Annotated in this window: 11 protein-coding genes and 1 pseudogene; 5 read left to right on the forward strand and 7 right to left on the reverse strand. The window is 68.9% G+C overall.

Annotation, left to right across the window (positions count from 1 at the left end; genetic code table 11):
• Positions 1-58 precede the first annotated feature (58 nt).
• Positions 59-421 carry a hypothetical protein gene (locus AC5Y5E_RS01850; RefSeq protein ID WP_499901287.1) on the forward strand — a complete coding sequence of 121 codons (363 nt, stop codon included), beginning with the start codon at positions 59-61 and terminating at the stop codon, positions 419-421.
• Here AC5Y5E_RS01850 and AC5Y5E_RS01855 read toward each other — a convergent pair.
• Entirely contained in the window at positions 415-744 is a 330-nt protein-coding gene (locus AC5Y5E_RS01855) for an oxidoreductase (RefSeq protein WP_499901288.1), read from the reverse strand. The two genes, AC5Y5E_RS01850 and AC5Y5E_RS01855, sit on opposite strands and share 7 nt — an antisense overlap.
• Positions 745-1028: 284 nt before the next feature.
• On the opposite strand from AC5Y5E_RS01855, the gene AC5Y5E_RS01860 reads away from it, so the two are divergent.
• Complete coding sequence (locus AC5Y5E_RS01860; RefSeq protein ID WP_499901844.1) at positions 1029-1967, forward strand: sensor domain-containing protein; 939 nt, start codon at positions 1029-1031, stop codon at positions 1965-1967.
• Positions 1968-1988: 21 nt separating this feature from the next.
• Positions 1989-2957: an aldo/keto reductase gene (locus AC5Y5E_RS01865; protein ID WP_499901289.1), complete on the forward strand. Its 969-nt coding sequence runs from the start codon at positions 1989-1991 to the stop codon at positions 2955-2957.
• Here AC5Y5E_RS01865 and AC5Y5E_RS01870 read toward each other — a convergent pair.
• From AC5Y5E_RS01870 to AC5Y5E_RS01890, 5 genes and pseudogenes are all read right to left on the reverse strand, one after another.
• Positions 2954-3712: an SDR family oxidoreductase gene (locus tag AC5Y5E_RS01870; RefSeq protein WP_499901845.1), complete on the reverse strand. Its 759-nt coding sequence runs from the start codon at positions 3710-3712 to the stop codon at positions 2954-2956. The two genes, AC5Y5E_RS01865 and AC5Y5E_RS01870, sit on opposite strands and share 4 nt — an antisense overlap.
• A 91-nt stretch (positions 3713-3803) precedes the next feature.
• On the reverse strand, positions 3804-5588 hold the full coding sequence (locus AC5Y5E_RS01875) for a diguanylate cyclase domain-containing protein (protein ID WP_499901290.1): 1785 nt from the start codon (positions 5586-5588) through the stop codon (positions 3804-3806).
• 102 nt (positions 5589-5690) lie between these two features.
• Positions 5691-7841, reverse strand: coding sequence for a glycogen debranching protein GlgX (gene glgX / locus AC5Y5E_RS01880; RefSeq protein ID WP_499901291.1), 2151 nt, complete (start codon positions 7839-7841; stop codon positions 5691-5693).
• Between the two features lie 68 nt (positions 7842-7909).
• Positions 7910-8155 (reverse strand): annotated as a pseudogene (locus AC5Y5E_RS01885) (glutathione-dependent formaldehyde dehydrogenase); the annotation flags it as partial.
• 185 nt (positions 8156-8340) lie between these two features.
• Positions 8341-8703, reverse strand: coding sequence for a MerR family transcriptional regulator (locus AC5Y5E_RS01890; protein WP_499901292.1), 363 nt, complete (start codon positions 8701-8703; stop codon positions 8341-8343).
• Positions 8704-8856: 153 nt separating this feature from the next.
• Between AC5Y5E_RS01890 and AC5Y5E_RS01895 the strand changes: the two genes are divergently transcribed.
• Together AC5Y5E_RS01895 and AC5Y5E_RS01900 are read left to right on the forward strand one after the other, a co-directional pair.
• Positions 8857-9303: an Hsp20/alpha crystallin family protein gene (locus tag AC5Y5E_RS01895; RefSeq protein ID WP_499901846.1), complete on the forward strand. Its 447-nt coding sequence runs from the start codon at positions 8857-8859 to the stop codon at positions 9301-9303.
• A 64-nt stretch (positions 9304-9367) separates the two neighbouring features.
• On the forward strand, positions 9368-10057 hold the full coding sequence (locus AC5Y5E_RS01900; RefSeq protein WP_499901293.1) for a PAS and ANTAR domain-containing protein: 690 nt from the start codon (positions 9368-9370) through the stop codon (positions 10055-10057).
• Here AC5Y5E_RS01900 and AC5Y5E_RS01905 read toward each other — a convergent pair.
• Complete coding sequence (locus AC5Y5E_RS01905) at positions 10047-11435, reverse strand: WS/DGAT/MGAT family O-acyltransferase (RefSeq protein ID WP_499901294.1); 1389 nt, start codon at positions 11433-11435, stop codon at positions 10047-10049. The genes AC5Y5E_RS01900 and AC5Y5E_RS01905 overlap by 11 nt on opposite strands.
• Positions 11436-11505: the final 70 nt, after the last annotated feature.

Raw genomic sequence — 11505 nt, forward strand, 5'->3', positions numbered from 1 at the left:
GTCCAAACCTATGTGGTCGGCGTCGTCAACCCGCGGCCGTGACGCAGAGGAGAAAACGATGAGCGCAACGCGAAATCCCGCGAGGGCGGTCGACATCGACAATGACGTCGAATTGATCACCGGACAAATCAGGGCGCTCAAGGACCTCGCGAAGCAGGACGACGAGGCGCCGATCAGCGAAGGCCAGCGCTACGACTTCAGCATCAGGTGGGGCACGGTGCTGGCCGGCCGCCTGCGACGGCTGGTGCACTACAGTTCGCTGGGCAGGCTCGACGATGCGGGTGAGCGCACACTTGACGCGTTGCGCAACGAGCTGCGCGCGCTGTCACATCTGATCGATCGATTCCGGCTCGCTCAACCGAACTTCACGGAGACCCCGCACGTGACGGCGAAGCGCCTCCCTCTCCGGATCCTTCACTGAAAGTCCTTCGCAGACAGGCCGATTGCGCTGCGCGCCGACCCGTGTAGTGCGAGGTAGGCGCCCGCCAATGCGAACGATGCCGGCGCGAAATCCCAGCGCCCGGTCATCCCCGTCAGGGCGGGCAGATAGGCCACCCGGGTGACGACGTCGGCGCCGATCACGACGACCGAGAGCAGGCTGCCGAAATACCAACCCGCTTGTGCCACATTGGGATTGCGGCCCATAGGCAGCGCGTCCGCGGCCAGTAGGCAACCGGCGACCACCGCCGCGGCGTACGCGCCGAAAAACCAGGGCAGCGTCCCTCGGGTGGCTTGGGTGGCCACCGCGTAGGCGTGCGTGACCCCGATGCACGCCCGATCCCGTGACCACCCGGGGCAGGTTGAAGGCCGGGGTGCCAGTTTTCTGGCCACGTCTCGACGAGGAAACCCACGCTGCGCACGTACCCGGGCGCGGGTTTCTCAAACGCGAACTTAGAGGAATTGCCGCTTCGACGGCGCGCCGCCGCTCGGCTACATTCGGGTCAGGATGCCGGGCTAAGGAGGCCACTGGCGTGAATCCTCAGGATCCCTACGGGTACGGCCCGCTCAGTTACGACCCGCTCGGTCGCATGCCCCCCGCCGGCCCGCCGGTGCAACCGCCCGTCCTGCCGCAGCCGCCCGCCGAGCCGTACCGCCCGCCGACCAACGCGATGGCCACCCAGTCGCTGGTGTTCGCCTTCGCGTCCCCGCCCGTCGGCGCCGTGCTGGGACACCTGGCGCTGGCACAGATCCGCCGCACCGGTGAGCTCGGCCGAAACCGTGCGCTCGCCGCGGTGGCGCTGTCCTACGCCGTCATCGGCCTTGTGGTCCTCGCCCTGGTCGCGTGGGCCACCGTGGCCGCGTTCACGTCCGCCCCGAATCGCCCGGCGCCACCGGCCACCACCGTGGCGGCGCCGCCGGGCCCCACGGTCGCGCCAGACACCGTCGCCACCGTCCTGCCCGGCCTGGGTGACCTGAAGACGATCACCGACGACCAGAACCTCGAGTCCGGCCAGACATGGGACCATCCCTCCCGGTCCGACCAGGAGGGAACCATCGACCGTCCGGAGTGCTGGAGCAGCATCGCCCCCGGGACCCCGGACGCCTACGACGTCGACGCCATCACCGGCTACCGCGCGGCGGAATTCTCCGACACCCGCAGCCTGCTCAAGTCGGTCCAGGTCATCGAGGCCGTCGCGGCGTTTCGCGACGCGCCGGCCGCGCAGGCGCAGCTGGCGAAGCTGCTGGACGGGTGGCACCGATGCGGCGGCACGACCGTAAGCGTGACGATCCCCGAGGCGGGGGCGATCCCGTTCTCGCTGAGCGCGCCCGCCGACGCCGGCAACGGCGTCACCACGATGGACCTGACGCCCAAGGGCCTCCAGGTGCGTTCCACCCGCGCGGTCGCGGCCAAGGCCAACGTCGTCGTCGACCTGTACGTGTCCTGCAGCGGCACCACCGACGGCACGCGGGCGCGGCAAGCGGCCGCGAGCGTCGCCAACGCGGCGCTGAACAAGATTCCGGGGTAGGGATCTCCTAGGGTGGGCAACATGAAATATCTCGACGTCGACGGGGTCGGGCGGGTCAGCCGAATCGGCCTGGGCACCTGGCAGTTCGGGTCGCGCGAGTGGGGCTACGGCGAGGGCTACGCCTCCGGCGCCGCGCGCGACATCGTGCAGCGCGCCCGCGCGTTGGGGGTGACACTCTTCGACACCGCCGAGGTGTATGGGCTGGGCAAGAGCGAGCGGATCCTCGGCGAGGCGCTCGGCGACGAGCGCGCCGAGGTCGCGGTGGCCAGCAAGGTCTTCCCGGTGGCCCCCTTCCCCGCCGTCATCAAGCAGCGCGAGCGCGAGAGCGCGCGGCGGCTGGGACTCGAGCGCATCCCGCTCTACCAGATCCACCAGCCCAACCCGGTGGTCCCCGACTCGGTGATCATGCCGGGCATGCGCGACCTGCTCGACGACGGCAAGATCGGCGCGGCGGGCGTCTCCAACTACTCGCTGGCGCGGTGGAAGAAGGCCGACGCCGCGCTCGGCCGGCCGGTGATCAGCAACCAGGTGCATTTCTCGCTCGCCCACGCCGGCGCGCTGGAGGACCTGGTGCCGTTCGCCGAGCGCGAGAACCGCATCGTGATCGCCTGGAGCCCGCTCGAGCAGGGGCTGCTGGGCGGCAAGTACGGCGTGGACAACCGTCCCGGCGGTATCCGCGCGGTGAACCGCTACTTCGGCACCGAGAACCTGCGCCGCATCGAGCCGCTGCTGCAGACGCTGCGCGATGTCGCCGCGCAGGTCGGCGCCAAGCCCGCGCAGGTGGCGCTGGCCTGGCTGATCAGCCTGCCGGGCGTCGTGGCCATTCCCGGCGCGTCCAGCCTCGAGCAGCTCGAGTTCAACGTCGGCGCCGCCGACATCGAGCTGCCCCCGGAGTCCCGCGACGCCCTCACCGACGCGGCGCGCGCGTTCCGGCCGGTGTCCAACGGGCGATTCCTGGTCGACAAGGTTCGCGAACAGTTGGGCGTTTAGGTCTCCGCGAACGCCGGTGGGTTCGCCGGGGCGCCCCGCGCCACCACCAGCGGCATCGACGTCGACGCATTGGTGCGCAGAATCGTGTGGACCACGTCGATCAGGTCCTCGACCGGCATTAGCTTGCCGGGCATGCAGCCGCGCGACGCCCACAATGGGGCGGCCTTCATCGCCAGGTCCATGTCCCAGCCGGTGGTCATCCCGGTCGCCGCGTCGCCCTCTCCGCCCCCGCACTCCCCCACGATCAGGTTGGTGAAGCCGATGTCGGGATGTTCGGCCCGCCAGGCCTCGACGAGCCGCTCGAGGGCCGCCTTGCTGACGCCGTAGGCGCCGAGGCCCGGCCAGGGCGGCCCGAAGGTACCGGCATCGGAGGCGAGGTAGACCACCTTGCCCGCCGACTCGGTCAGGTGCGGCACGGCGGCCGCCGTGACCAGCGCCGCGCCGATCACGTTGGTGTCGAAGACGCGCCGCCAGGTGTCGGCATCGGTGTCCACCAGCCGCGCGAGCGGGCCGATGGCCGGGGTGTAGACGAGGTTGTCGATGCCGCCGAAGGCGTCGGCCACACCGGCGATCGCCGACCGGCAGGACCCCTCGTCGGTGACGTCGCATTCGATGGCGATCGCACCCGGGCCCGCCTCCCTCGCCGCGGCCTCGATGCGCTCGCGGCGCCGCGCGAGCAGCGCCACCTGATCGCCGCGCTGCGCCAGGCCGACGCCGATGCAGCGCCCGAGTCCGCTCGACGCGCCCACCACCACTGTCCTTGACATATTTGCCCTCTCCTGTAACGAGCTGCCGTCGGCCAAAACCTACCGGATATCGCCCGTCGCATGGCAAGAGCTCGGCTGATCAGTTGCTTACGACGGTGTTCCGGTGCCCCAACTTGGCCTGGTACATGGCAGCGTCCGCGCGGGCCGTGATCGTGTCCTCGGAGTCCCCGGGAAGGGCAAGCGTGGCGCCGATGCTCAGGGTCGCGGAGAAGGTCTTGCCGGATACGTGGATGGGTTCGGCGGCACTACAGCGAATCTTCTCCGCGATCTGGGCAAGCTCGTCGACGCTGCCGACGCCGGGCAGCAGGACGAGGATCTCGTCACCGCCCGTGCGGCCGACGGTATCCCCGCGGCGAACGCTCGCTCGAATCCGTTCCGCCAGGGTTGCGAGCACGAAGTCGCCGATGCCGTGTCCCCACGTGTCGTTGATGTCCTTGAAATGGTCCACGTCGCAGAACAACACCCCGACGTGCGTTCCGGCAGGTCGCGTTTGCTCCAGCGCGGAGGCGAGCCGGTCCATGGCCTCCGCCCGGTTCACCAGGCCGGTGAGGGTGTCGAACCGCGCCAACCGTTCGAGCCGCTGCTCTGCCTCGACCTGATCGTCGACGATGCGCACCGCGGCGATCAGACCGTCGGTCTTGCCCTCGGCGTCGACGTAGGGTTTCCCGTGGCCCTCGACCCAGTGGTAGTGGCCGTCGTCGGAGCGAACCCGGAACCGTTGCAGGACCGATTCGCCGGCCGCGACTCGCCGCAGCGCGGCGATGACCGTCTCGAGGTCCCGCGGGTGGATGTGGCGGTTGAAGTCCGAGCCGGTCCAGGCTTGCGGTGGCCGGCCCAGCGCGGCCTCCACGGACGGTGAGATCCACGCGATCTCGCCCTCGCGGAGGTGCACGATGATGTCGACCGCGTTCTCCGCGAGGATGCGATAGCGCATCTCGGCATCGGCGCGTTCCTTGCTGACCAGTTCCTTCTCTATCAGCAGTTTCTGCTCGCGCTGGCTGAGGTAGAACGTCACCGCCCCGACGACGAGGGTCCCCAGCAGTACGGAAAAGGTCCACTCCGCGTGCTCGCCCAGCCCGAGCCCCAGGAAGACCGGCCGCGATAGTGCGACGACGACCGGAAAACCGGCGAGGATCCCCACCAACCTGAGCAATGACGTCCGGTCGGGCCGGGCGAGCAGCCATGCGACCGGAAACCGGTCGGGGCGCGCCAGCGACGTCGCGGCGGCAAGCAGCAGGAGCGCCAATGCGGTCATGAACGCCTGGCCGGTCGAAGGCGTGTAGCCCACCAGCGCCAAAGCGCCGAACAGGTACGCCCCGACCGTGACCAACGGGATGGCCGCACCCGCCGCCATGCAGGCGGGCCACACCACGCGGGTCCACCGATCCGCTCGGATCAGCGCCGCAGCGGCCGCCAGGAGCAGGGCCGATGCCGCCGTCTGCGGGCTCGGGCGACCTGGCCAGGTCTGTTGCGACGCGCGCACGGCGTCGCCGAACCACACCTGGTCCAGGGCCGACGACGACCCACCCGTCGCATACTCCGCAAGGATGATGGCGGCGAGGCCACCGACCACCAGGGCGAACCCGCGCCCCGCCCAGACGCGACCCCGCGACGGGTAGCCCGACTGAGCCAGGATCGCCGCACTCAGCGACGCCAGCCACAACGCGGTCCACGGCATCATCTGCGGCCAGCTCGGATCGACCCGGGTCAGCCGGTCGACACCGGTCGCCCACCCCACCCACGTCGCGGCGGCGAGGGTGAACCCCACCAGCAGGGCAACCCGTCGGCACCAGGCCACATCATTCAGGCATGCGTCGGATCCCGGCCCGTCCGTCGGCTGCCTTTTCCTCTCCCGCAGCGGCACAACCGAGATTGTGAGCGGGCAGCTAACCCATGTCTGGGGGAAAAGGTAATAAATCCCGGGGCGAAGGTCACCGATGCGTGACCGAGCAATCGTCCGGGCTCGTCAGCCGCCGTCGGGGGCCCGAAGCACCACGGCGGTGTGGGCGTCCACCGCGAGCGTGCCCCCGCCGGGCACCTCCTCGGCGGGCGTCTCCTCCTCGGGCCCGGTGAACACCACCAGGGTCCAGGAGGCGCCGAATTCCTTTGGCGGAAGCGTGAATTCGATCAGCTCGTGGTGGGCGTTAAAGCACAACAGGAACGAGTCGTCGAGCACCCGCTGCCCCCGCGCGTCGCTGTCGGGGATGCCGTGGCCGTTGAGGAACACCGCGACGGACTTGGCGAATCCCGCGCCCCAGTCCTCCTCGGTCATCTCCGTGCCCTCTGGCGTGAACCAGGCGATGTCGGGCAGCCCCTCCGGGCCGCGCCGGCCCAGCGGCTTGCCGGAGAAGAACCGGCGCCGGCGGAACACCGGGTGCTGGGCCCGCAGCTCCGAGACCATGCGGGTGAACTCCAGCAGGCCCGCGTCGGCGTGGGCCCAGTCGATCCAGGTGAGCTCGTTGTCCTGGCAGTACCCGTTGTTGTTGCCGTCCTGGGTGCGGCCGAGCTCGTCGCCGTGGCAGATCATCGGCACGCCCTGGGACAGCAGCAGGGTCGTCAGGAAGTTGCGCTGCTGACGGGCGCGCAGCGCGTTGACGTCAACGTCGTCGGTCGGGCCCTCCACACCGCAGTTCCACGACCGGTTGTGGCTCTCGCCGTCGTTGTTGTCCTCGCCGTTGGCCTCGTTGTGCTTTTCGTTGTAGGACACCAGGTCGCGCAGCGTGAACCCGTCGTGGGCGGTGACGAAGTTGATCGAGGCCACCGGCCGGCGCGAGGTGTGTTCGTAGAGGTCGGCCGATCCGGACAGCCGGTAGGCGAACTCGTCGAGCGTGGCGGGTTCGCCCCGCCAGAAGTCGCGGACGGTGTCGCGGTACTTGCCGTTCCACTCGGTCCACTGCGGCGGGAAGTTGCCCACCTGGTAGCCGCCCGGCCCGACGTCCCACGGTTCGGCGATGAGCTTGACCTGGCTGACCGTCGGATCCTGTTGCACGAGTTCGAAAAACGTCGCCAGCCGGTCGACGTCGTAGAACTCGCGGGCCAGCGTCGCGGCCAGGTCGAAGCGGAAGCCGTCGACGTGCATCTCGGTCACCCAGTAGCGCAGCGAGTCCATGATCAGCTGCAGCGCGTGCGGGTGCCCGGCGTTGAGGCTGTTGCCGGTGCCGGTGTAGTCCATGTAGTAGCGCTTGTCGTCGTCGACCAGCCGGTAGTACGCGGCGTTGTCGATCCCGCGCATGCACAGCGTGGGGCCCAGATGGTTGCCCTCGGCGGTGTGGTTGTAGACCACGTCGAGGATGACCTCGATGCCGGCCTCGTGCAGTGCGCGCACCATCGCCTTGAACTCCGGCACCTGTCCGCCGGGGGACGTGGCGCTGGAGTACTTGAAGTCGGGCGCGAGGAACCCGATTGTGTTGTAGCCCCAGTAATTTGACAGGCCCTTGTCGACGAGGGTCGAGTCGTTGGCGAAGTGATGCACCGGCATCAACTCGATTGCGGTCACGCCGATGCTCTTCAGATGGTCGATGATGACGGGGTGCGCCACGGCCGCGTAGGTTCCGCGGATCTGCTCGGGGATGTCGGGATGGGTCTGGGTGAGGCCCTTGACGTGCGCCTCGTAGATGACGGTGTCGGCGTACTGGCGGTCCGGCGGCCGGTCGTTGCCCCAGTCGAAGTAGGGGCTGATGACCACCGACTTCGGCATGCTGGGGGCCGAGTCCTCGTCGTTGCGGCTGTCCGGGTCGCCGAAGTTGTAGCCGAACAGGGACTGGTTCCATTCGAAGCTGCCGTCGATGGCCTTCGAATACGGGTCCACCAGCAGCTTGTTCGGGTTGCACCGCAGGCCGTGCTCCGGCTCGTAAGGCCCGTGCACGCGGTAGCCGTAGCGCTGGCCGGGTTCGATGCTGGGGATGTAGGCGTGCCAGACGAATCCGTCGACCTCGGGCAAGGCGATCCGGCTCTCGGTGCCGTCGGCGTCGAACAGGCACAGCTCGACGCGCTCGGCCACCTCGCTGAACACCGCGAAGTTGGTGCCCGCGCCGTCGTACGTCGCGCCGAGCGGGTAGGCCCTACCCGGCCAGACTTCACCGGTGGGTGTGGGCGCGCGGAGTCCGGGGCCGGTCATGGCGCACTTGATACCCCGCTGACACCGGGGTCAAACACCCGTTCGAAATCGGCTGTCTTACAAGGTGATTAGGGCCTCAGCATGACCTTTACGGCCCCGTCCTGCTTCTTCTGGAAGATCTCGTAGGCGTGCGGGGCCTCGTCGAACGTGTCGACGCCCAGCGGATCGTCGTCGGTCAGCAGTCCCGTGATGTCGTCGACCCACCTCTTCACGTTGGCCGGCCCCATCCGCAGGGTCACCTGCTTGTCGAAGAGGGTGAGCATCGGCAGGGGGTCGGCCATCCCGCCGGAGACCCCGATCAGCGAGATAGTTCCCATCACCCCCTCGAGGGCTTTCGGCCGGGGCGCCGCGGTGGCGGATCCAAGGCGTCGAGCCATGAAACGTGGCCTGCGGGCCAAACAACGAAGTGCAAACAGGGGAAACGAACGCCCTGAAGGCGCCGGCCCGCCGATCGTCGCACGGCTCGGTAACACCGTTGGTGGCCAACGGACTTCGCGGGTCAGTTCGCATTCTTCCCGGCCCCCGCGCCCTTGGCCGCATTGCGCAGAGTGCGGTTCGAGGACCGCAGATCGGTGTTGACCGCCGACAGCTCGGCGTTGTGGTCTTCCAGGCTCAGGATGCGAGCGATGCCGGCGAGGTTGACCCCGGCGTCGACCAGGGCACTGATGCGCTGCAGCCGGGCCAGGTCGTCGGCGCTGTAGCGCCGGGTACCGCCGTCGCTGCGGGCCGGCCTCAACAGCCCGTGCCGTTCGTAGAGGCGCAGCGACTGCACCGGGATGCCGGAAAGTTCGGCAGCCACCGAGATTCCGTACACCCCGCGATCCGGCGCCGGCGCGCCGGGGTCGCCAGTGCTCTCGGTCATCGGACATCTCCCCAGGTGGTTCACCAAGGAAATCTGTTTATCACACTTGCGCTCTTCTGTCGACAGTGCTATATCAAATCTATGTCTTCCGACATAGAAAAACACGGAAATACGCCACTTCAGAACCACAGATTGGAGTGAGAGGTGACCGCCATGCTGATGCGTACCGACCCCTTCCGTGACCTCGACCGATTCGCCCAGCAGGTGCTGGGCACGGCGGCACGGCCGGCGGTGATGCCGATGGACGCCTGGCGCGAGGGAGAGCAGTTCGTCGTCGAGTTCGACCTGCCGGGCATCGACGCCGACACGCTCGACATCGACATCGAGCGCAATGTCGTGACAGTGCGCGCCGAGCGCCCCGGCGTCGATCCCAACCGCGAGATGCTGGCCACCGAACGGCCGCGCGGGGTGTTCAGCCGCCAGCTCGTGCTCGGCGAGAACCTGGACACCGACAGGATCGACGCGTCCTATTCCGAGGGCGTCCTGCGCCTGCGCATCCCGGTGGCCGAGAAGGCCAAACCGCGCAAGATTTCCGTCGCGCGCGGCAACGGGCACAAGGCCATCAACGACGACGCCAAGAGGGAGGTGATCGACGCCTGACGACCGGCGGGTGGGGCGGCGTGCGCCGCCGCCCCACCCTTGCCCAGTGAGGCGAGGTCCCACGATGAAATGGCATCTGGACGGGCAAGCGCCCGACATCGAAGCGGCGCTGGCGGGCGGCGTTCCGCAGCGCGTTGGCTGGTTCCGGTTCCACTTCGCCGACCAGCGCTGGGAGTGGTCCGACCAGGTGCAGCGGATGCACGGCTACGAGCCGGGCAGCGTCACGCCGACCACCGAGCTGGTGCTCGCGCACAAGCACCCCGACGACCGCGGACAGGTCGCGGCCACGATCGACCAGATCCTGAACACCCGCCAGGCGTTCAGCACCCGCCACCGGATCATCGACACCGCCGGCAACGTGCGCCACATCGTCGTCGTCGGCGATCAGCTCTTCGACGATCACGGCGACGTGATCGGGACATACGGGTTCTACGTCGACGTCTCGCCGTCCCGGGAACGGGCGCAGGAGGAGCTGGTCACCGCGCGGCTGGCGGAGATCAGCGAACACCGCGCCAGCATCGAACAGGCCAAGGGCATGCTGATGCTGGTCTACCGGATCAACGACGACGCCGCGTTCAATCTGCTCAAATGGCTGTCCCAGGAGGCGAACGTCAAGCTGCGGCTGCTGGCCGAGCAGGTCGCCGAAGACTTCCTCGGCGCCGGCCTGCCGCTCAACTCGCAGGCATTCGACCACCTGCTGCTGACCGCGCACCGGCGCATCAGCCGCTCCGACGATCGGCCCGTCAAGGGCTGACGGAATCGCGGGCGGCGGCCACCAGCTGCGCGACGCCCTTCTCGATCCCGGCGGCGAGCGCCTCGATGTCGGGCGCGGTGTCGTAGTCGGCGGTGATGCCGAAGATGAACGTGTCCGCGTAGCTGAGCATCGCGATGCCGGTGCGCAATTGCAGGGCGATCGGCGGGATCGGAAAGATCTCCAGCACGCGCCGGCCCATCAGTTTCTGTTGCTTGCGTGGACCGGGAACGTTCGTCGCCAGGGCGACCACCGCCCGCTGCGGAAGCCGCGCCAACAGGCGAATCGCCCACGCGGAGAACGCGAACGGCACGTTCTTGGCCGCCGAGATCAGCGCGGTGCCACCCTCGCGCTGGCCGCTGGCCTTCGCCCGGGTGAGCCGGCCGTGCACCAGCCGCAGCTGCTCGACCGGGTCGCCCTCGTCGACCGGCAACAGCGGCAGCATCGCCGAGACCTGGTTGTCGGTCATGTCGAAGTTGTTGGTCGGGCGGACCGAGACCGGAACGAGCGTGCGCAACGAGTTGCGCGCCGGCTGTTCGCCACGATCGATCAGCATCGCGCGGTAGCTGTCGGTGATGGCCGCCAACGCCACGTCGTTGAGGGTCACGCCGAACGCCGTCGCGACCTCCTGCAGATCGGCCAGGCGGACCCGGGCGACGCTGAAGCGGCGCATCGCCGTGACCGGACCGTTCAACGAGGATCCCGGCGCGGGGCTGAACAGGCTGGCCGTCAGTTCGGCGGCGCCCACCGCGACCTGTTCGGCCGTCGCCGCCGCGGCGAGCGCGCTTCGCGCGATCCCACTCACCCAGCTCAGCGGGTTGAAGCTGAACTTGGGCAGGCCCAGCCCGGGCGTCGCGGGCTCCTTGGCGGCGCGGATCTCGGTGGCGAACGTGTTGGGCTCGCCGTGTTCGTCGCGGTCGTCGCTGAACCTGGCCAACATCTGCGTCGTCGCGATGCCGTCGGCGATGCAGTGGTGGATCTTGGTCAGCACGGCCCACCGGTCGTCGCTCAGCCCCTCGATGACATAGCACTCCCACAACGGGCGCTCGCGGTCGAGCCGGCGCTCCATCACGGCCGCGATCGTCTCGAACAGCTCGGCGTCGCCGCCCGGGTGCGGCAGCGCGAGCCGGTGCACGTGGCGCGCGATGTCGAAGTGCGGGTCGTCCACCCATTCGGGTGCGCCGAGATCGAGCGGGTGCGTCCGCAGGATCTGCGTGCACCGCGGGATGGTCGGCGCGCGTTTGGCGAAGGCGGCGACGAACTCGTCGTAGGCGGGAGCGGGACCCTCCATGATCGATACGCCGCCGACCGCCAGGCTCACGTGCGGGTCCGAGTCCTCCACTTCGAGGAAGGTGGCATCGAGGGCGGTCAATTGCTTCATCTCGCCACTTTCCGCCCCCGGGCGGCCCCGCGGTCAGAGTCAGAAGTCCCCAACATTCGGGGCCTAATGA

The organism is Mycobacterium sp. NGS54 (genome assembly GCF_059812465.1).

Bases quoted from the DNA above. Each gene is read 5' to 3' on its own strand.
- AC5Y5E_RS01865 (WP_499901289.1), top strand. From the start codon at position 1,989: ATGAAATATCTCGACGTCGACGGGGTCGGGCGGGTCAGCCGAATCGGC.
- AC5Y5E_RS01860 (WP_499901844.1), top strand. From the start codon at position 1,029: ATGCCCCCCGCCGGCCCGCCGGTGCAACCGCCCGTCCTGCCGCAGCCG.
- AC5Y5E_RS01905 (WP_499901294.1), bottom strand. From the start codon at position 11,435: ATGAAGCAATTGACCGCCCTCGATGCCACCTTCCTCGAAGTGGAGGAC.
- AC5Y5E_RS01895 (WP_499901846.1), top strand. From the start codon at position 8,857: ATGCTGATGCGTACCGACCCCTTCCGTGACCTCGACCGATTCGCCCAG.
- AC5Y5E_RS01850 (WP_499901287.1), top strand. From the start codon at position 59: ATGAGCGCAACGCGAAATCCCGCGAGGGCGGTCGACATCGACAATGAC.
- glgX (WP_499901291.1), bottom strand. From the start codon at position 7,841: ATGACCGGCCCCGGACTCCGCGCGCCCACACCCACCGGTGAAGTCTGG.
- AC5Y5E_RS01890 (WP_499901292.1), bottom strand. From the start codon at position 8,703: ATGACCGAGAGCACTGGCGACCCCGGCGCGCCGGCGCCGGATCGCGGG.
- AC5Y5E_RS01900 (WP_499901293.1), top strand. From the start codon at position 9,368: ATGAAATGGCATCTGGACGGGCAAGCGCCCGACATCGAAGCGGCGCTG.